Genomic DNA, 17,709 nt, shown 5'->3' with positions numbered 1-17,709 from the left:
CAGCAAGGCAAGCGTACGACCTTGACCAGACAAATCGGACACGTGTTTCGGGCGCCACGCCATCAAGGGGCGACGAAACGGTCCCAGGAACGGCCGATGGCGGGCTCGGACACCCGAACCCGCCACCACACCAACCCGGACCGCTACGACGCCCCCTGCTTCGGCGCCTCGCCCTCCCCGGCCCACACCACCGTGCCACCGGTCATAGCGGCATGCTGGTTCGCCGTCACCGGGTCCTTGTAGAAGTCCTCCGACCCGTCACCACGGATCAACTTCCACGGCCACCCGGCAACGCCGGCGGTCCCGTTGCGCGCGTTGCACCCGCACATCACTCCGCCCCGACTTCGCGGTACGTCCCGCCGAACGCAGCCACCGCCCGCTGCGCCTCCGGCTCGGACCAGTACCGCTGAGACGGCCCGCCGTCAGCCGGAGTCCACTCCCACCGGGGGGACGCCGTCCCGTTCCACTCCGACCCACCATCGGGGTTGGCCCTACGGCCACCGCAGTTGCACATGACTCGCTCCTCACTTCGCCTTCGACTTGGCCTTCTTCGCTTCCCACGACGCGACCGCCTCGCATGCCTGCGCGACGGACGCCGGGTTGACCTTCCGCTGCGCGCCAGGGAAGTTGAGCCGGTCGCCCGGGCCGCCCTTGCCGGTGCCGGCGCACATCTTCTTCACCGCGTTCACGGCGGTGGCGATGGCGTGGCTCTGGTCCATCCCGCCGTCGCGCAGGTGCTTCGAGATCCGCTTGATGTACGGCGGGAGGCCGCCCGCCTGGTCGACCCAGTTCTTGGCCATCTCCCCGTCGTCGCCCTCGCCCTGGTCCTCCTCGTCGTCGAGTTCGTCCAGGAGGGCGCGGAGGAAGTCGGCGCCCTCGGGGGAGGTCAGGAACTCGATCACCGCCTCCGCGATCTCGTCCTCCCAGTCCTCCGTGGCCTGGTCCTCGCCGTCCTCCTCCGGCGACTCATCGGCCGGCGCCGGCCCGGCGGCGGTCACCGCCGTCCGGGTGCACGCCTCCAGGAGACGGCGGCCGATCATCTCGCCGCGCAGCTTGGCCATCCGCGCGCGCGCCGCCTCCAACCGCGCCGCCGCTTCCTGCGGGTCGACGTCGCCCGGCCGCACGGTGGCGAACGTCGGCTCCGCCACCGGCGGCCCGGCCGGGGGAAGGGAACCGGCGCCCACAACGGCGAACGGCGTTCCGCCGTAGCCGTTGTGGGCCATCGCCGGCCGACGCTTCGGGTAGCCCTCGACGGGCACGGCGAGGGCCGCAACGAGTTCCATGCTGCCCCGGATGGTGCGCCAGTCACCGCTCACCCCGGACAGGGCGAGGCGGGCCACCTTCTCATCGCTCAGCCCCGGAAGGATCTGGCCGGCCAGCCAGATGCCGTACTCGTCCTCGCCGCACGCCACGGCGGCCGCGATGGCCTCCGTGTTGTCGTAGTGCGCACTCGCCGCCGCCCACCCGGCGCGCAGCGGGGCGTGACCGATGTCCATCGTGACGAGACCGACGTGCACGACGCCGGCGGACGTCTGCAGAGGCCGCGAGCGGTAGTAGGCGTAGTCAGTGGCCGAGTGCGGAGCGGTCACGCACGTACGGTCGATGCCGGTGTGGCAGAGGTCCCAGACGGCGAGGTGACCGACGACGCGGCCGGTCGGGGTGACCGTCCACGCGGTCGGCCCGTCGAGCCGCGGGCGCTGGAACCACTCCGCGTTCGGGCGCCAGGAGGCGGGCGCGAACTGGCCGGCCGCGTACTCGGTGACGCTCAGGGCCGCCGTCTGCCGGTCCTCCTTCCCCGACGACCACGGCAGCGCGACGTCCTGCACCTTGAACGCGTCGGCCGCCGAGTCGTACAGGGCGGCGGCAGTGCCGCGTACGGCCTCCACCTGGTCCTCGGGCACCCCGGCGGCGGCCGGGTCGGCGAGGGCGGCGCCGGCCGCCTGCACACCAGCCCAGACGGCGGTGGGCCGGCCGTCAAGGAGGGTGGCGAACGGCAGGGAGAAGTCGGTGGCCTTCGGGCCGTCCGGCCCGGGCGGCGCCTGGTACAGGAAGCCCTCCCCGTACCGGGCAAGGTCGAGTTCGCCGGTGGCGGTGGTGGCGTAGGCCGCGAGGGCGGCGGCCGCCGACTCCTCGTCCCACGGGGTGTCGCGCGGGGCGTAGGGAAGCGCGGTGTTGGTGTGCGCGCTCGCCGTGATGACCTGCTCGTCGATCGCCGAGGGGCCGTCAGCGGGGCTGATGAAGGCGTCCGCGAACGCGGGGTGGGAGACCAGGGTGGCGCCCATCAGCCGCCAGGAGGTGAACACCGTGCCCTCACGGTCCATCACCTCCTCCGCGCCGAGCTCCGCGCAGTCGGCGAGCCGGTTGTCCTCCCCCACGCACCCCACGGCCTGCTCGTCATCGTCAAGATCGACGGAAACGAACCTGACGAACTGGCCGGCGACCTTGCGGGCGATCTCCGCAGCGTCGGGGTCCGCCATGTCGAAGCGGCCCTCGCCCATGAGGTTCGCGCCGTCGATCCACACCCGGTCGATGACCCCGATGCCGAGCTTGGCGCCGGCGTGCCCGGACTCCAGCGTCGGCTGGTAGAGCAGCGGGAGGGGCAGGGGGCGCACGCGGATCGTGCCGTCCGGCGGCGGGAGAATCAGGCGCCGGTCCCTGCTCGACGCGAACTGCCCGAGCGGGGCGAGCACCCCGCGCCAGTACTCGCTGACGGGCGTCCCTCCCCCTTGGCCCGTCTCCTCAGGCCCCGGTATCGCGTCGTCGGCCGTGCGCGGCCGCTCCTTGGTCACGGTGTCGGTCATCGCTTCCGTCTCCTCCGTCGACGCCGCTGTGGCGGCGGTGATGGTCTCCAGGGTGCACCGACAATTCATCAGATTGTCGGGCGAACCGGACGGATCGCCCGGGTACAACAGTGCCTCGCCCCCCACGTCGAAGTGCTCCAGGAGCGACCGGACCTGACCGTCCGCCGCCACGTGCGCCGCCCGCGTCGCCGTGTCGTGCGGCCGGTGCCGCACCCACCGCTTCGACACCCCCTCCGCCCCCGAGACCGCCGCGTCGAAGACGGCGCCGTTGAAGGCGTGCAGCGCGGCCGCCCGCGCCGTCCGCTCCGACGCCCCCGCCCACTGCGTCACCTCACGCCCCTCGGCCGCCAGCTCCGTGATCCGCCCCTCGATCGCCTCCCTCTCACCACCGAAGGCGTCCGCCAGCCGCCGACGCAGCGACTCCAACTCCTGCCGAATCCGGCGCGCCGGCGCGTCCAGCCGCAGCAGGTCGCGCACCCGCTGCGCCGTCCGCACGTCCTCCTCGCCGTCCGCCCGGGAGTCCTGCACCAGCCGGTCCACCGCGTCCTCCACCCGCCCCGGGAACGAGTTGCCGGCGATACCGTCCCCGGCCCGCCGCGCCCACTCCTGCGCCACCCCCGCCGCCGGGGCGGTGCCGGTAGCGGCGTGCCACCGGGCGGCGTAGAGGCGGGCGAGGACGGGGACGACGCGGTCGCGTACGGCCTGGGCCCACCGGGACGCCGGGGGCCAGGCGCCGAGGTCGAGGAGGGGCGCGAACTCGGCGGCCGCCGCACTGCTGACGCTGAGCACCACCGCGGCTCGCACGGACGCGAGGTAGTCGGCCACCGCGTGGTCGACGGCATCGCGCAGCTCCCGGTCCCACTGGGCGAGGGTCTGCTCAGGCGGCATCGCGAACCTCCGGCGTGCACCCGGCCTGCCGCAGCGCGGCGAGGAGGTAGCGGGGTTCGTGCCGGCACCCGGCTTCGAGAAGGGCGCGCACGTAGCCGTCGACGGCGGCGTGGATGCACGGCTCATCGGGCAGCGCGGCGTGGAAGTCCCTGAAGGCGTCCGCGAGCATCTGATCCAGGTTCTGGGCCAGCGCCGGGATGTGGAGGTGGATTTCGTACTGGGACACCTCGGCGAGCTGTCCGCGCCGGGCCCGGCCGCCCTTGTTGATCAGCCACTGTCCGGCCCGGTCGAGGGCCCGCAGGACGGCCATGGTGCACAGCTCGACGTGGCGGTCGGACGGCTGGACCGTGGCGGCCGGGAGCGCCGGAGGGTCGTTGCGCGAGGACCGCCCGGGGGCCCGCTCCACCGCCGGCGCTTCCGCAGCCGGTGCGTCGGCGGCCGGAGGCGGTACGGCGGTGATCTGCGGGACGGAGATGCCGATCAGCGGGAGCAGGGTGGGGGCGAGGGAGGGGTTGGCGAGCACCAGGCGCTCGAAGAGCCGGCGCCGGCGCTCCTCTTCGCTCGGCTTGTCCTCGGCCGAGAACCCGAGTTCGCGCAACGTGCTGTCGTCGCTCAGGAGGTCCATGCCGTGCGCCTGGATCGCCTCCGGCCCCCGGTTCGGGCGCTGCGCCAACTCGGTGGTGTCGTACCAGATGGCGAAGTTCTCGGGGTCTTCCTTCGCCGCCTTCGGGTTGGCCCGGTAGAGCGCTTCGAGCGCGGGCCGGTAGAACTCCTCGGTCAGTGCGCTGGCGATCAGGCCGAGCATCGGCTCCGTGTGGAGCTTGATACCGGACTCCTCAATCGCCCAGGCGGACCAGTGATTTGCGGCGCCGAGGCCGCCGACGAGGATCTCCGCCGGCATGTTGAGGCCCACGGCTATTCGGCGGATCGCGGCGTCGCGAAGCTCGGCGGCACGGCCGTCCAGCGGAGTGCTGAACGTCAACCACTTGATCTTCTCCCCGGCTTCCGCCGGGCCGGAGACGATGATGGGGACCATGGCGGATGCGTGATCCCGGTCACGGATCGGGGCCTCCATCGCCTCCATCAAGATCGCCTTGAAGTCGTCGGCGGAGGCCGCCGACACCCCGCCCTCGGGCGAATCCGGCTTCGGGAACGAGATGCTGTCGGGCATGAAGAGGAGCCCGCCGCCGGCCAGTCGGCTGGACGCGGACGCGGAGATGTGGCCGGAGAGGTTGAGGACCTCCATGCAGGCGGAGCGCAGCGACAGGAGCGGGGAGTCGGGGTTCCAGGCGACGCGGGCGTGGGGCACCCACAGCCGGATGACCTGAGCCGTCCCGCCTTCGCCCAGGACCAGTTCGACCGATGCGTTGCGGTCGGGGCGCTTCAACAGGACCTTGCCCGTCCCCGAGGACTTGATCTCGTCCGACGACGCCACCTGCCACACCCGCCGGCCCGACTCCGGGTCGTCGTACCCGACGAGGTACGTCTCACCGGGGACGTTGAGGTGGATTGCCCACCTGCGCAGCATCTCGCCCTGCCCGCCCGGGCCCCCGCACAGCTCTTCCAACGGCTGCTGGAGAAGCGTCTCGTCGTCACCGATCGGGGTGGGCGGGGCGGAGCCGTTGGGGTCGACCCGGCCGACGTAGAGACGGCAGCGGGAGGCGGCGTTCCCGGACCAGGTGGTGCCGCTGTGGATCTCGGGGATGGTGTTGTAGAAGTCCCAGACCTGGCTCTGCCACTCCTGTTCCTCGGCGATGCGGCCGAGGCGGTCGGCGTGGATGATCGCGGCGGAGGCGAGGGTGGCGGTGCCGGCGGTGCCGACCACCTGGCCGGCCTTGTCCGTGACCAGGCGCGGCTGGGAGTACCAGCGGAACTTCGGTATGCGTGGCGTCATGCCCTACCCCCGTTGCTCAGTGCTCGGTCTGCGCGGCCGGACCGGCGTTCTGGGCCGGTGCGGGCGCGGGGACGTCGGCGGGCAGGCGGGAGTAGTGGTAGAGGGAGACGGCGCGGTGCGGGGGCGGCGCGTCGAGCCACTGCACGGCTATGCCGGTGAGCCAGCTCAGGGTGAAGACGAGGGCGGGAAGGCGGAAGGCCCACGGCGAGGCGTCCTGGGCGATGTACGACCAGGTGACCACGCCGAGGGCGATCCAGAAGCCAATGCACCAAGGGCACTGGACGAACGATCGGACCGGGCCGGGGAGGCGTCGGCGGATCGGGTCCGTGATCTTGTCCTCGGTGGCGAGCCGGGTGAGGCGGAGGACGGTCCCGAGGACCAGGGCGAGGTTAAGGGTGGTGAACACATCGGGAGCGTATGTCCCGCTATGGACAAGTACGGGCGATGTGTCCGAGTTTCGATCTAGTTCTCCGAGGGCTTCGGCTTCGGCTTGCCGCCCCGCCCGCGCATCACCACCCCGGCGCCGTTGAGCAGTGCGTGGATCAGGCCGTAGGAGCGCCCGGTCTCCTCCGCGATGGCCCGCACCGACTTCCCCGCGTCGTACTGCTTCTTCGCCTCGGCGGTGAGCTTCTCCCGCTCCGCCCCCTTGATCCGCTTGTTCTTGCGCTCCGTCAGGTCGTTGACGTTCTCGGTGTTCTTCGACATGTGGCCGATCATGGCACCGGCCGTCGACAACGGACGCGGGACCGAGCGCGCCGCGATGAGCGAGTCACAGGCCGAGGTCGACGACGGTCTTGCCGTTCGGCGCGCGCAACACCCGCTGCCTGCGCGGCGCCTGGTCCTTGTCCGTCACGCCGGCGGCCGCGACGAGGGCGGACGCCCCCGGGATGGTGAGCAGCGCGTACGCGAGGTAGACGGAGGCGTCGATCCGGCCGGGCGACTCCGAGCCCGGCTGCCACGTCGCCCACTCCTCTTCCAGCTCCGGCATGTACGTGCCGAACCTGATCCGGTCCTCCATCATCTGCTGCCCCACCGGCTCGGCGCGCAACTTCTTCCCCTTCTTCGCTCGCACCGGCTCCACCCTCGGGGGGAGACGGTTGTAGGGGTTCGGCTCCCGCTCGGCGGCCGGCCGCTTCGCCTGCTCCTCGTCCCACTCCAGCCGCAGGGCGTTCCACGCGGTGCGGACGACCAGGGTCATGGCGCCGCCGCCGTAGTTCACCTCGACGATGATCCGGTCGGCGTCGATCCGGGCAGCCATCTGGCACGCGGCACGCGACCACTGGTCCGCCGTGAGCTTCCCGGTGAGGTCGTCGGTGAAGTACACGCGGCCGCTCGCGTCACGATAACCACCGATGACGCCGGCGGTGTCGCGGCCGCCGTCGTCGGCGCCCGAGGGGTCGACAGCCACGGCGCTGATGACCGGGTCCGGGACGTGCCGGAAGTCGTGCTGACGCCGGAGGAGGTCGCGGGAGACGAGGGCACCCGCGGCTGGCTTCGGGTCGCCCTGGTACATGGCGCCCCAGTCGTACGCGAGCGTCGACTCCCGCTTGTCCTGCCAGAACCGATCGAGTCCTTCGCGGTCGTCGTCGTCGATCTTCGGGTGGGACATCGGGTCGCCCTGCTCGCGGCCCAGCGGGTCCTTCTCCGGGCCGTCCACCGCGATGGCGGGGATGTTGAGCACCCGCCACTTCCCGCCCTCCTCGACCCGCCCCTCCTCGGCGATGAGGCGGCCGGCGAGATCGTCCTCGTGCCAGCGGGTCATGACGACGAGGTAGATGGCGCCCGGACTCGTACGGGACACGATGGTGCCCGACCACCACTTCCACACCTTGTCCCGCTGGTGCCGGCTGTCCGCTTCCGCGCGGTCCTTGAACGGGTCGTCGATGATGCCGAGGTCGGCGGGGAAGCCGGTGAGGCCGCCGCCGACGCCGACGCTCTTCATCCCGCCCCCGGACCTCACCGACCACTCGTTGACCTTCTGCGCGCCCGGCTGCATCTCCAGGCCGAAGTGCCGGCCGTGGGAACGGACGAGTTCGCGGACGGCCCGCCCCTTGGTGATCGCCAGGGACGCGGCGTAGGAGGCGACGAAGACGTGGCCGCCGGGATTGCGGGCGAGCCACCAGAACGGGAACAGCTCGCTGGCGATTGTGCTCTTGCCGGTCTGCGGCGGGACGTTGAGGATCACCCGATTGTTGTCCGGGCCGAGGGCGGCGAGTTCCCGGGCGATGAACCGGGTGTGGGCGCGTATCCGGTAGGAACGGGGGTTGGTGTACCGGCCCATCGTCGCGGGGTCGCGCAGGGCGGCCAGGCGCCGCCGCTCGCGCACCGCCGCGCGGACGTCCGCCTCCGACGCCGCCGTGATCGTCACCCCCGGTCCTCCGGGTCCAGGGCGAACAGGTCGTCGTCGGCGAGCACCGCTTCGTCGTCGTCGCCGAGGTCGGCGACCCGGGCCATGACGGATCGCAGCATCTCCCGCCGCTCGTCCTCCGTCGCCGGGACGCCGAGGACCTGGATCGGTGGGGAGCCGGGTATGCCGCCCTGGACCGCCACCGTGCGCTCCGGCTCGCCGAACGCCGCGCGCTGGAGCTTGGCGAGGCTGTCGATCATGCGGATGATCTCCGTCGCCGTCAGCCGGTCCGGGTCGAGGGCCTGCAACCCCTTGAGGGCCTTCGCGAACATCACCCTGGCGACCTTGAGGTGGTCGTCCACCATCTGGTCGTGGTCGGCTTCGAGGCGCAGCAGGCGGGCGCGCCGGCGGTCCTCGTCCCACGCCTTCGCCCGGTCGTGCCAGTGGTTGCGGTAGGCGACCTGTTGCATGTACGCCGTCGACTTGCCGGCCGCCGCCGCCACCGACTTGACGGAACGTTTCAGCCCGGCGTCGCGGTACGCCGCGAACCGCTCGTACTGGGCGGGCGACTCCCTCGGCTGGCGCTCCCACGGGTCGATCCCGGGGTCCAGGGTGAGGCGGGGGCGGGTGGTCGAGGCGGGGGCCGGGGGTGCCCCTGTCGTCTCGGTCGTCACGCTGTCCTCCCCTGGTCCGCGCGGTTCCTGGTCCGCCCCCCATGATCCACGCATAATGGGCCAAATGGGGCGGATCTATACGGAGGGGAAGAACTGTGTTGGACCACCAGCGCCGAATAGCCGTCCCACAAGCGGTCATAGCGGTCGGCCTCGCCGCCCGGCTCCACGCCTACCTCGTCGGCACCGAAGCGACGGACGGCGCCCGCTGGGGCCTCCGGGCCGCCGTGCTCCTCCTCGCCCTGGCCGCCGCCACCTTCGGCCTCGTCGCTGCCGGCGTCGCCACCCCCCGCCCCAACTACTACCGGTGGACCGCCAGCCTCTACCTCGGTGTCACCGCCGGCATCGCCGTCGACCAGCTCGGCGCCCCGGTCGACCACCAGGTAACCAACCTCGCCATCATCGGCGGCCTCTCCATCGCAATGATCATCCAGTGGCGCGCGAGCCTCACCGTGCCATCGATGGCCCGCGAGTGAGCGGGCACACATCCGAGATCATCGCCGGCGCCGTGACCATCACCACCTTGATCGTCACCCGACTTCTCGACCGCTACCTACCAGCACAGCGCGACCGGCACAGCAGCACCACAGAGCCACCCCCAACCAACCGACCCACACAGCAAGGTGACTCCGATGAGTGAACTGCTCCTGGCCGACGTCTCCGAGTACCAGGGCAACATCGACTGGAACGCCTACGTCCAGCGTCCCCACCCGGCCGCCATCATCCGGGCCTACAACGGCTCCCGCGCCGACTACCAGTGGGCCAACAACCGCGATGGCTTCCACAACGCCGGCGGCCGCATCCTCGGCATCTACGCCTACGTCACCGCCGGCCGCGACGTCGCCGCCCAGGCCAACGCCTTCGCCGACCTCGTCGGCTCCCTGCGCACCGGCGAGTTCGTCATCTGCGACCTCGAGGACGGCGCCGGCGACCAGTCCGGCCGCGCCTCCACCTGGCGCAGCATCGTCGCCCAGCGGCTCAACACCACACCCTGGCTCTACTCCGGCCAGTACTTCCACCGGGACCACAACCTCGGCGCCGCCGGGTTCACCCCCGACCGCACGTGGATCGCCGCGTACAGCTCGCAGCGCCCCTCGTGGCCTGCCCACGGCATGTGGCAGTACACCGACTCCTACGGGCCGATGAGCGGCATACGCTCGGCCCACGACTGCTCGCGCTTCTACGGCAGCATCGACGACCTGGCCGACCTCGTCGGCTCCGCCGGACCGGTCGGGAAGGTCCCGTTCCCCGGGGCCGGCGTGTTCGGCCCCGGCCAGCGCAACGACTTCATCACCATGCTCGGCCAGTGGCTGGTGCGCGCCGGCTACGGCCGCTTCTACAAGGTCGGCCCCGGCCCGTCCTGGGGCTCGGCCGACCAGGCGGCGACCCGTCAGTTCCAGCTCGACCAGGGGTGGACCGGCTCCGACGCGGACGGCATCCCCGGCCCGCAGACCTGGGACCGCCTCCAGGGCTGATCGCCCGACAGCACGACGGCGCCCGGTCCACCCCTCTCGGGGCGGGCCGGGCGCCGTCGTCACCTGGGCCACGGGGTCTACTCGCCCTCGCACTCCTCCGCCGTGGCCTCACGGACCGAAACCAGGGTGAACACCGAGGCGCTGCCGTCCTCCTCGCTCGTGGCGTACATGGTGGTCACCTTGGTCACCGTCACGCGGTCGTCCTGCAGATAGATCACGTCGCCCCTACGCGGGACCGGCAGGGTTCCCGCCACCTCCAGCCACAACAGCTCGTCGTTGTTGGGCGCCTTGAAGGTCATCGCGGTCCGGAGCTGTCCGCCGGCCTTGTGCGGCGGCCGCTTGTCCCCCTCCGCCTTGATCCTGTCGAACACCGACATCCGCGCCTCCTCGTCCCTCCACCTGGTGACAGGTAGAAGCCTGCCCGCCCCCGCGACCGGCCGGTGCGGGAACGGGCAGACTCGACGGGCGGTCAGATCGTGGTGAGCGCGAAGAACTCCGCACGCGCCGCCCCGGCCGGGTCGCGGAACACACCGGACAACGCCGACGTCCTCATCTGCCCGTCCGGCTTGCGCACGCCCCGCAGGCCCATGCACGAGTGGTGCGCCCGCAACACGACGGCGGCGTCCGGCGACAGGTGCTCGACGATCGCGTCCCGGATCTGCTGCGTCAGCCGCTCCTGCACCTGCGGCCGGGCCGCGAAGTGGTCGACCAGCCGCGGCAGCTTGGACAACCCGACCACCGGGCCCCGGGGTATGTACGCCACCCACGCGTCGCCCGTGAACGGCAACAGGTGGTGCTCGCAGACCGAGGTGAACCGGACCGGGCCCACCCACACCATCTCGTCCGGGGTGTCGACGTCGTCGAAGACGCGGGCGAGGAGGGCGTCCGGCGTCCGGTTGTCCGGCGGCGTCCCCACCTCCACCATCGCCTTCAGGAACCGAGACGGGGTGTCCAGCAGCCCGGGTTCGTCCGGGTCGCGTCCGAGGAGCCGCAGGAGGGCCCGCACACCGGCGCGCACCGCTTCCTCGTCCGCTTGGACGTCCGTGCCGAAGTCGGCGCCCCTGACGGGCCCCTGAACCGTCGTGGTCATCGAACTCCTCCGATCAGATGCAGGCGGGTGGTGACGTTGAACCCGGAGTCCATGGCGGCCGGGGTCACGACCGGCTGCACCCGCGCCACGTCCGCCGCCGTGTCCCCGTACGGCATGACCCAGACGTGGCCGGCGTCGAGGTTGTGGTCGCCGGCGAACAGCGCGACGGCGGCGACGTCAGCGGCGTCCGCGCACACGAACTTGAACGCGGCCCGCCCGTCCTGGGCGAGGTCGCGGAACGCGGCGATGGCGGCCGGCCGCACGCGCCGGCGTTCCGGGTCCGCCGGCGATGCCAGCGGACCGATCTTCGGCGACACGGAAAAGTGCGCGACCCGCTCCACCGCCGATCCCTTCGGGGCGATCGTCCCGTTCGTCTCCACGTGCACCGCGCCGAACTCGACCAGGCCCCGGGTGAAGGTGTCGAAGGCGGGGGTCAGCTGCCACAGCAGCGGCTCCCCGCCGGTGACGACGGTCAGCCGGGTGCGCATGGCGCGCACCGTCGCGAGGATCTCGTCCACCGGCGTGAGCGGGTTCTCGTGCTCGAGGTCGTACCGGGACCGGTCCCACGTCCGGGCGGTGTCGCACCCGGGGCAGGACAGGTTGCAGGTGCCGAACCGCACGAAGGCGCACCGACGCCCGCAGTACGGTCCCTCCCCTTGCGGTACCGGCCCGAACACCTCGTTGAGGGGCAGGCGGTCGGTGTACTTCCCGCCGCCCGGGCCGGACGACGCGGGGGATGTGGTGAGTTCGGTGAGCCCGGCGGGGCCGGCCAGGCCATGGCCTCGCGCCGTCACGACCGGTACTCCGCCGTGTTGACGTGCGTCTCGGTGACCCGCACGGAGGTGATGCTGATCCCGGCGGCCGGGTCGGCCACCAGGGCGGTGCCGACGCGGTGCAGGAGGCGGGCGACGTTCTCCACGGTGGGCCAGTCGAGGCCGCCGGCGACCGGGTCGCCGTCCCGCCCGAACACGAAGACCTTCTGGTCGTGCGGGGCCAGGGCCTCGCGGAGCGGGTCATCGGTGCCGAGCATGAGGCCGTGGTCGAGGTGAACGTCGACCCACTCGCGGAGCAGCTTCTTCGCCGTGCCGAACTCCACCACCGTGCCGTGCTCGTCGGTGTCGTCGGCGGTGATCTCCCACTCCGCCCACCAGCTGTGGCCGTGCAGGTTGGCGCACTTCCCACCGGTGGGCAGCTCGGGCAGCCGGTGCCCGGTCTCGAAGTTGTGCCGCAGTCGGACGCTGGCGGTCATCGTTCCCCCTCGGTGTTGCCGGCCGGGACGGCCGTCTTCCAGCAGGTCGGGTCTTCGTAGGCGGCCGGGTCGTGGACACCGGCCCGGCGGTCAGTAGCCATCGGGCAGCGCCTCCTCCGGCGGCTCGGCGTAGCCGGGGGCGATGCCGTTGGCGGTGAGGGCGCGCCACTTGAGGGTGCAGGCGATGCAGTTCGCGCAGTGCCGGGCGGCACCGGTCCTGTACGGAACCGGCTGGTGGCAGGAGAGGGAGCGGGTCACGAGCTGCTCGGGGTCGCCGTCCGCTTCGAGGTAGGCGGCGACCATCTCCCGCTTCGTCAGCGCGGCGAACGGCGCGGTCACGGTGACGTCCCGCCCTTCGGGAATCCACCACTGCGGGCCCCACAGCAGGCCGAGGAGGTCGGTCATCACCGGCGGGAACGCGGCGGTGTTGTCCGCGATCTTGTCCTCGACCGTGGAGCCCATCATGATCGTGTCGCCGTAGAGGGAGGCGAGCAGGGCGAGGTGGGCGTTGCGGCCGGGGACGACCACGTCCGTGCCCGTGGGGCGGGGCAGCGGGAGGCGGGCGCGGACGATCCGCTCGGCGAGGCCGGCCGGCGCGGTGAGCGAGCGCATCTCCGCCACCGCGTAGGGGGAGCCGGTGTCGACGTACAGCAGGACGTCGGGGCGCCAGATGTGCGCGACGCACCAGGAGTCGAGGCCGCCGGAGTAGAGGGCGACGGTGCTGCCGGCGGCGGGGGCGCTCACGCTCCCACCTCCGACCGCACCGGCGCCTGGCCCGGGTCGGGGTCCGGCATGTCGTGGAACGCCTTGATCAGTCCGGCGCTGTGGGTGCCGTTCGCGGCGAGGAACACCTTCGTCCCGATCCCTTCCTGCCCGGCGGGTGCGCTCACCCGGTGGCGCTGTTCGTAGTAGCGGCCCATCCGCACGTAGCAGGTGGCGGAGGCCGTGATGAGGTCGGCGATGTCCCTCAACGCCTGCGCCCGGTCCTCCGCGTCCTTCGGCCGGGCGAAGGCGGAGTCGGCGAGGCGGTGGGGCCGGAGCCCGTGGGAGACCAGCAGGGAGGAGTACCGCTGCACGTCCTTCGGGTTCCGGAAGAAGCACGTGGCGATCTTCTTCGTCACGTCGTTCCAGAGGTAGACGATGCCCATGCGGACACCGAACGTGTAGGACGAGGAATCGGCGCTGTAGAAAGGCATGTGCTGGCAGATCAGCGGGGATGTCACGCCGAATGCGTGAACACCGGCGCCGTTGTCACGGGATATCCGCATTCCCCGAATACCCCACGCCATCTTCGCCTTACGCAAATCCGACTGCACACCCGCGATTCCGCCGAGGGCGATGTACGGGTACTCCTTGGTGAACGAGTCGAGCAGTGACCAGGGCTCGCCCGGGTGGAAGACGGGCATGAGCTGGACGCCGCCGAGATCCTGGCCGCTCATCCACTCCAGGTTCTTCACCCCGGCCTTGTAGTCCCCGATGACGTCAAGGTTGGCGGCGACGGTGAAGTAGCCGGCCCACGTCCGCAGCCACGCGGCGTAGTCCCGGCGATCCACCTCCGCCCCGGTGTGATAGGCGGAGAACGCGCCGGAATCGGCGAACAACTCGACCGCCCCCGGCGGCCCGAATACCTCCGCCAGGTCGATTTTCCGGAAATAGTGGAACGATGCGAGAACGCGGGGCCGCATTACACGCCATCCCATCCGGCGGCGCGCAGGAGGAAGACGAACCGGGAGGAGTCGTCGTCGGGGTCGGGTGCGTCGTCGGTGAGGGCGAGGAAGGCGTTCCGGGCCGGCGGCGGGACCTTCACCTTGATGGTCGGCCAGAGGTCTTCCTCCTGCGGCTCCCCGTACTCCTCGGCCAAGGCGTCCAGGTCCTTCGGGGCCTCGGTCTCCAGGCTCGCCAGGAGGTCGCGATAGTCGTCGTCGGTGTACCCGGTGCCGATCAGCGCGGTCTCCTCGTCCTCCGCATCCTCGATCAGCTGGGCGAGGACGGCAGCGAGTTCGGCGTCGTCGTTCTCGGCCTGGTCGGATGCGCGGTTGTCGACGGCGAGGATGCGCAGCGCCGTCGTGTCGTCGATGTCGAGGACGTGCGCCGCGACCTCCTCCCATTCCAGCGCCTCGGCGGCCTGGTAGGTGTGGTTGCCGGCGCAGATCCGCCGGGTCGACTTCTGGACGACGATCGCCTTGTACTGCCCGTTGGCCTCCAGGCTTTCCATGATCGTCTTGACGTTCCCGCGCCGGTAGTTGCCCGGCCACGGCTTGATCGACGTCACGGGGACGGCGAGGTGCTTCAACGCTTCGTGGATCATGCGTTCGACCGTACGACGCCGTAGTGCCGTACACCCGTAGCGCCGTACCGCCGTTTGTCGGATGCCGCCGTTAGGGTGACCGCCATGGTTGCCACCACATCCACACAAGCCCTTGGGGCTCTCCTTGTTGACACCGCGCCAGTCATCTACACCGGTCCCGCAGGCCGCACGGAACGACCCGCCCGAACCTGGCGCCTCGCCGACCCGGACCGGACGGTCATCACGGTCGTGTCGGAGATCGGCACCGGGTTGTCCGTCACCAACGCGGCCGAACTGATCCGGGCCGCGATCACCGCGACGTACGACACCGAAGCCGTCCGCGTCTTCGAGCACTACCCGCAGGACGACTACCCGGAGCGCTACGCCGAGCACGTCGCGGCCGGCACCGGCATGGGGTTCCGGTACGTCCACGCCGAGGAGCTGCGCGCCCTCCTCGGCCCCTCCTTCGACGACACCAAGCCGGTCGGCCCGGTCGTCGACGGGAAGTGGCCCAGCGCCGCCCAGATGCCGCAGGACGCCGCCTAGACGTCGGCCCCGCGCCGCAGGCGAGCGGCCCGGCGCGGGGCCGACCATCACCACCACGGAGGTCACGATGCGAACAGCCCGGATCGAACGATGGCGCACGACACTGCGCCGACCCGGCATCCTCCCCCGCCCGGTGTCCAACCGCCAGGACCTCGGGCTGCTCCTGGTCGAGACCGCCGAGCGGGAGGCCCGCCTCCTCGAGGAGCGGGCACCGGACCACCGCGAGGCCGTGAACCTGGCCCGCACCAGGGCCGCCGCGTACGTGCAGTACGCGGACGTCGAGCCCGCCTACTGGCCGTCCGCGAAGGCGGCCATCCTCGCCTGGCGCGCGATGGGCCGCGCACCCGGCTTCGACGAGGCCGCGCAGGACGGCCACCGGGGGGAAGAGCCATGAGCACCAGCCGCTACCGCGCGCTGCGCGACGTCTACGAGATGTTCAACCGCCGGGCCACCGGCACCGTCCCGTCCCGGCCCGGGGACGGCCGGCGCCGCTACAACGGCTACGAGATGTGGACGGCCGGGGCCGACGCCCTCTTCCACTCCTCCCACCCGGCGGTCCTCGAACTCCGCGACCACTTCCACATCCTCGCCGACCTGTACCACCGCGACTTCGGCTGCAACGGCCCCCGCATCCACGACGAGCGGCAGATGTGGGAGCACCTCGCCGACATGGCCGAGCGCACCGCCGACGACTCCCGGGCCCGCCCCCGCGCCTCCGCCGTCCTCGCCCGCATCACCCTGCGCCTACGCTGCGCCTGGGACCAGCCCGTCGACCGCCGCAACGTCCCCGCGCGCCGCCGCGCCGCCCGGTAGCCGTAGATGACTCAACCGGGCCTCAGTCCGTAGAACTTCGGCGCCGGGACGTGGTGCTGTGCCAGGCTGACGCCCATGGCACAGAACACCGACACCGGACCCGTCGCTACGACGACGGAAATCCTCCAAGCACTCACCAGCATCGGCCTGTTGAAGCGCCCGTTCAGTCCCGGCGAACTGGCGAAGGAGGAGGAGAACGCCGGCGGCGCCGACCTGCTGCGGCTACGTATGGCCCACGCCTTGGCCGGGGCCGCCGAGATGCAGATCATGCACGCGTCGATCGCGGCTGGCGGCGCCGGACACCATGTCTCGGACTTGATCCTGGCGACTGACTACCTGTACGAAGGCGCCAACGTCGAGAACGGCGAAGACGCGGGTTACGCCCAAACCGCGCTCCTGCGCCTGGTCGCGCAGCGCCTCGCTGACCTGTTGACCTCTCGCACTGCTGCGATCAAGCGCGGCGACGAGATCGTCTTGCCTCGCCTGGTGTTGCCGGCCTGGGGTATCTCCTCTGCCCTGTCGACCGTCCTGGACATCGCAACGACGGACCCGGAGGAGACGCCCGGCGGCGCCAAGAAGTTGCGCGAGGCAGCCGAGGAACTGCGCGGGATGGCCAGTGTCCTGGAGGAGCTCGCCGGACACTACGAGACCGCAGAGCGTTCCCGGCCAAGTTGAAAACCAACTCCCCCGCGCCCCGCCGGACGGCTCGGTAGGCGCAGCACCGAACCGGGGCCCGGCCCGCCGGCGGCCGCCGTCCTCGCGGCCGCGCGCACCGCGCGCTGGTACACCCGCCACGTCGGCCCCGCGCCCGGCTCCCACCCGCCGAACACCGCCATGTGCGCCGCCCGCCGCCCGTCCAGCCACCCCTGCACCGTGTACGGCTCCGGCCGGACGATGCACGGCCGCGACCCCCGCCCGCACTCGTACCGGTAGAGGTGTGTCCACCCCGCCTCATGCCGTTCACCCTCCGGGGTGACGGCCAGCAGCGTCATACGGGTGGCGCAGCCGACGAGGCCGAAGTGCGCGCCGAGGGCCCACCAGGCGCCGGGCAGCGGGGGCATGTCGGCCGGGAGGTGGGCGAGGGCGACCAGGTCGCGGGTGGCGCCGGTGGGGGTGGGACGCGCGGCCCAGGTGTAGACGTCGCCGTCCGGATTCGTCACGATCAAACCGGCGGTACGCCGCCCCGGCCGCCTCCTGGTCCCGTTCATGCCCCGAAGCTACCCGCCGCGGGAGACAGCCCGAGGTCCAGCGTTCCCGGGGCCTGGCCCCGGGGTCGTGGATAGCCTTCACCCAGAAGGGCCCACGATCGGGCGGAGGAGGTACCCGAATGGCACGGTACGGAAAGGGCGCCTGTCCTGTATGCCGGCGCGAGTGCGCGCTGAACCAGGCCGGACGCGTCTGGAGACACGATCCCCCGAAGGGCCAGCCCGGCGTGCGGTCGCTGGTCTCCTGCGGGGGATCGTGGGAACGGCACGTGGGAGGACCAACGGCTGCTCCGGCAGTGCAGCCGTCGCTCCTCCCCCCGGTCTACGACACCCGGGAGCTGGTCCTCTTCGCCGTCGACGACGCAGAGGAGCCCGAGGAGGACCAGGAGGACGACGTCCTCCCGCTGGCGGCCGCCAGTTGACCGCCGGCCGGGCCCGCGCCC

22 protein-coding genes are annotated in these 17,709 nt (G+C 71.7%); 8 read left to right on the top strand and 14 right to left on the bottom strand.

The genetic code is table 11. The features are described 5' to 3' along the window. The first annotated feature begins 96 nt into the window (after positions 1 to 96). Positions 97 to 243 (top strand): hypothetical protein, encoded by a 147-nt coding sequence (locus ACZ6Z8_RS30120; protein WP_465613196.1) that lies wholly within the window; start codon positions 97 to 99, stop codon positions 241 to 243. A 281-nt stretch (positions 244 to 524) separates the two neighbouring features. On the opposite strand, the gene ACZ6Z8_RS30115 is transcribed toward ACZ6Z8_RS30120, so the two are convergent. The 6 genes from ACZ6Z8_RS30115 to ACZ6Z8_RS30090 form a co-directional block, all read right to left on the bottom strand. Continuing rightward, on the bottom strand, positions 525 to 3,689 hold the full coding sequence (locus tag ACZ6Z8_RS30115) for a hypothetical protein (RefSeq protein WP_465613195.1): 3,165 nt from the start codon (positions 3,687 to 3,689) through the stop codon (positions 525 to 527). Further along, the gene (locus tag ACZ6Z8_RS30110; RefSeq protein ID WP_465613194.1) at positions 3,679 to 5,583 is read right to left on the bottom strand and encodes a hypothetical protein; all 1,905 of its coding nucleotides are present in this window, start codon (positions 5,581 to 5,583) and stop codon (positions 3,679 to 3,681) included. Before ACZ6Z8_RS30110 ends, ACZ6Z8_RS30115 begins: the two co-directional genes overlap by 11 nt. A gap of 16 nt (positions 5,584 to 5,599) precedes the next feature. Further along, positions 5,600 to 5,989 (bottom strand): hypothetical protein, encoded by a 390-nt coding sequence (locus ACZ6Z8_RS30105; RefSeq protein WP_465613193.1) that lies wholly within the window; start codon positions 5,987 to 5,989, stop codon positions 5,600 to 5,602. A 56-nt stretch (positions 5,990 to 6,045) separates the two neighbouring features. Beyond that, positions 6,046 to 6,288 carry a helix-turn-helix domain-containing protein gene (locus tag ACZ6Z8_RS30100; RefSeq protein WP_465613192.1) on the bottom strand — a complete coding sequence of 81 codons (243 nt, stop codon included), beginning with the start codon at positions 6,286 to 6,288 and terminating at the stop codon, positions 6,046 to 6,048. Between the two features lie 64 nt (positions 6,289 to 6,352). Further along, entirely contained in the window at positions 6,353 to 7,951 is a 1,599-nt protein-coding gene (locus tag ACZ6Z8_RS30095; protein WP_465613191.1) for a terminase large subunit domain-containing protein, read from the bottom strand. Next, the gene (locus ACZ6Z8_RS30090) at positions 7,948 to 8,604 is read right to left on the bottom strand and encodes a hypothetical protein (RefSeq protein WP_465613190.1); all 657 of its coding nucleotides are present in this window, start codon (positions 8,602 to 8,604) and stop codon (positions 7,948 to 7,950) included. The genes ACZ6Z8_RS30095 and ACZ6Z8_RS30090 overlap by 4 nt, the downstream gene beginning before the upstream one ends. Positions 8,605 to 8,699: 95 nt before the next feature. On the opposite strand from ACZ6Z8_RS30090, the gene ACZ6Z8_RS30085 reads away from it, so the two are divergent. Further along, complete coding sequence (locus ACZ6Z8_RS30085) at positions 8,700 to 9,077, top strand: hypothetical protein (RefSeq protein ID WP_465613189.1); 378 nt, start codon at positions 8,700 to 8,702, stop codon at positions 9,075 to 9,077. A 156-nt stretch (positions 9,078 to 9,233) separates the two neighbouring features. Further along, positions 9,234 to 10,076, top strand: coding sequence for a peptidoglycan-binding protein (locus tag ACZ6Z8_RS30080; protein WP_465613188.1), 843 nt, complete (start codon positions 9,234 to 9,236; stop codon positions 10,074 to 10,076). A gap of 77 nt (positions 10,077 to 10,153) precedes the next feature. On the opposite strand, the gene ACZ6Z8_RS30075 is transcribed toward ACZ6Z8_RS30080, so the two are convergent. The 7 genes from ACZ6Z8_RS30075 to ACZ6Z8_RS30045 form a co-directional block, all read right to left on the bottom strand. Continuing rightward, positions 10,154 to 10,453 carry a hypothetical protein gene (locus ACZ6Z8_RS30075; RefSeq protein WP_465613187.1) on the bottom strand — a complete coding sequence of 100 codons (300 nt, stop codon included), beginning with the start codon at positions 10,451 to 10,453 and terminating at the stop codon, positions 10,154 to 10,156. A gap of 92 nt (positions 10,454 to 10,545) precedes the next feature. Continuing rightward, a complete protein-coding gene (gene folE, locus ACZ6Z8_RS30070) occupies positions 10,546 to 11,166 on the bottom strand; it encodes a GTP cyclohydrolase I (RefSeq protein WP_465613186.1) in 621 nt (206 codons plus the stop codon). Beyond that, on the bottom strand, positions 11,163 to 11,960 hold the full coding sequence (locus ACZ6Z8_RS30065; protein ID WP_465613185.1) for a 7-carboxy-7-deazaguanine synthase QueE: 798 nt from the start codon (positions 11,958 to 11,960) through the stop codon (positions 11,163 to 11,165). Before ACZ6Z8_RS30065 ends, folE begins: the two co-directional genes overlap by 4 nt. Next, positions 11,957 to 12,415: a 6-pyruvoyl trahydropterin synthase family protein gene (locus ACZ6Z8_RS30060; RefSeq protein ID WP_465613184.1), complete on the bottom strand. Its 459-nt coding sequence runs from the start codon at positions 12,413 to 12,415 to the stop codon at positions 11,957 to 11,959. Before ACZ6Z8_RS30060 ends, ACZ6Z8_RS30065 begins: the two co-directional genes overlap by 4 nt. Positions 12,416 to 12,505: 90 nt before the next feature. Next, positions 12,506 to 13,159, bottom strand: coding sequence for a 7-cyano-7-deazaguanine synthase (locus tag ACZ6Z8_RS30055; protein WP_465613183.1), 654 nt, complete (start codon positions 13,157 to 13,159; stop codon positions 12,506 to 12,508). After that, on the bottom strand, positions 13,156 to 14,100 hold the full coding sequence (locus tag ACZ6Z8_RS30050) for a hypothetical protein (RefSeq protein WP_465613182.1): 945 nt from the start codon (positions 14,098 to 14,100) through the stop codon (positions 13,156 to 13,158). The genes ACZ6Z8_RS30055 and ACZ6Z8_RS30050 overlap by 4 nt, the downstream gene beginning before the upstream one ends. Beyond that, a complete protein-coding gene (locus ACZ6Z8_RS30045) occupies positions 14,100 to 14,723 on the bottom strand; it encodes a ParB N-terminal domain-containing protein (RefSeq protein WP_465613181.1) in 624 nt (207 codons plus the stop codon). The genes ACZ6Z8_RS30050 and ACZ6Z8_RS30045 overlap by 1 nt, the downstream gene beginning before the upstream one ends. Before the next feature lie 228 nt (positions 14,724 to 14,951). Between ACZ6Z8_RS30045 and ACZ6Z8_RS30040 the strand changes: the two genes are divergently transcribed. The 4 genes from ACZ6Z8_RS30040 to ACZ6Z8_RS30025 all read left to right on the top strand — a co-directional run bounded on the left by ACZ6Z8_RS30040 (position 14,952) and on the right by ACZ6Z8_RS30025 (position 16,736). Then, a complete protein-coding gene (locus ACZ6Z8_RS30040) occupies positions 14,952 to 15,248 on the top strand; it encodes a hypothetical protein (protein WP_465613180.1) in 297 nt (98 codons plus the stop codon). A 67-nt stretch (positions 15,249 to 15,315) separates the two neighbouring features. Next, positions 15,316 to 15,642 carry a hypothetical protein gene (locus tag ACZ6Z8_RS30035; protein WP_465613179.1) on the top strand — a complete coding sequence of 109 codons (327 nt, stop codon included), beginning with the start codon at positions 15,316 to 15,318 and terminating at the stop codon, positions 15,640 to 15,642. Beyond that, positions 15,639 to 16,061 (top strand): hypothetical protein, encoded by a 423-nt coding sequence (locus ACZ6Z8_RS30030; RefSeq protein ID WP_465613178.1) that lies wholly within the window; start codon positions 15,639 to 15,641, stop codon positions 16,059 to 16,061. The genes ACZ6Z8_RS30035 and ACZ6Z8_RS30030 overlap by 4 nt, the downstream gene beginning before the upstream one ends. A gap of 75 nt (positions 16,062 to 16,136) precedes the next feature. Further along, on the top strand, positions 16,137 to 16,736 hold the full coding sequence (locus ACZ6Z8_RS30025) for a hypothetical protein (RefSeq protein ID WP_465613177.1): 600 nt from the start codon (positions 16,137 to 16,139) through the stop codon (positions 16,734 to 16,736). Here ACZ6Z8_RS30025 and ACZ6Z8_RS30020 read toward each other — a convergent pair. Next, the gene (locus tag ACZ6Z8_RS30020) at positions 16,703 to 17,221 is read right to left on the bottom strand and encodes a hypothetical protein (RefSeq protein ID WP_465613176.1); all 519 of its coding nucleotides are present in this window, start codon (positions 17,219 to 17,221) and stop codon (positions 16,703 to 16,705) included. The genes ACZ6Z8_RS30025 and ACZ6Z8_RS30020 overlap by 34 nt on opposite strands. Positions 17,222 to 17,562: 341 nt before the next feature. On the opposite strand from ACZ6Z8_RS30020, the gene ACZ6Z8_RS30015 reads away from it, so the two are divergent. After that, positions 17,563 to 17,688: a hypothetical protein gene (locus ACZ6Z8_RS30015; RefSeq protein WP_465613175.1), complete on the top strand. Its 126-nt coding sequence runs from the start codon at positions 17,563 to 17,565 to the stop codon at positions 17,686 to 17,688. The last annotated feature ends 21 nt before the right edge of the window (positions 17,689 to 17,709 follow it).

This window comes from Kitasatospora sp. NPDC101108 (genome assembly GCF_055584725.1).
The sequence above is the reverse complement of the archived record's forward strand: the minus strand, read 5'-3'. Positions and strand labels throughout refer to the sequence as shown.

Excerpts from the sequence above, each read along its gene's own strand:
- ACZ6Z8_RS30120 (WP_465613196.1), top strand. The coding sequence starts at position 97 with ATGGCGGGCTCGGACACCCGAACCCGCCACCACACCAACCCGGACCGC.
- ACZ6Z8_RS30115 (WP_465613195.1), bottom strand. The coding sequence starts at position 3,689 with ATGCCGCCTGAGCAGACCCTCGCCCAGTGGGACCGGGAGCTGCGCGAT.
- ACZ6Z8_RS30110 (WP_465613194.1), bottom strand. The coding sequence starts at position 5,583 with ATGACGCCACGCATACCGAAGTTCCGCTGGTACTCCCAGCCGCGCCTG.
- ACZ6Z8_RS30100 (WP_465613192.1), bottom strand. The coding sequence starts at position 6,288 with ATGTCGAAGAACACCGAGAACGTCAACGACCTGACGGAGCGCAAGAAC.
- ACZ6Z8_RS30080 (WP_465613188.1), top strand. The coding sequence starts at position 9,234 with ATGAGTGAACTGCTCCTGGCCGACGTCTCCGAGTACCAGGGCAACATC.
- ACZ6Z8_RS30075 (WP_465613187.1), bottom strand. The coding sequence starts at position 10,453 with ATGTCGGTGTTCGACAGGATCAAGGCGGAGGGGGACAAGCGGCCGCCG.
- folE (WP_465613186.1), bottom strand. The coding sequence starts at position 11,166 with ATGACCACGACGGTTCAGGGGCCCGTCAGGGGCGCCGACTTCGGCACG.
- ACZ6Z8_RS30060 (WP_465613184.1), bottom strand. The coding sequence starts at position 12,415 with ATGACCGCCAGCGTCCGACTGCGGCACAACTTCGAGACCGGGCACCGG.
- ACZ6Z8_RS30050 (WP_465613182.1), bottom strand. The coding sequence starts at position 14,100 with ATGCGGCCCCGCGTTCTCGCATCGTTCCACTATTTCCGGAAAATCGAC.
- ACZ6Z8_RS30045 (WP_465613181.1), bottom strand. The coding sequence starts at position 14,723 with ATGATCCACGAAGCGTTGAAGCACCTCGCCGTCCCCGTGACGTCGATC.
- ACZ6Z8_RS30035 (WP_465613179.1), top strand. The coding sequence starts at position 15,316 with ATGCGAACAGCCCGGATCGAACGATGGCGCACGACACTGCGCCGACCC.
- ACZ6Z8_RS30030 (WP_465613178.1), top strand. The coding sequence starts at position 15,639 with ATGAGCACCAGCCGCTACCGCGCGCTGCGCGACGTCTACGAGATGTTC.
- ACZ6Z8_RS30025 (WP_465613177.1), top strand. The coding sequence starts at position 16,137 with ATGGCACAGAACACCGACACCGGACCCGTCGCTACGACGACGGAAATC.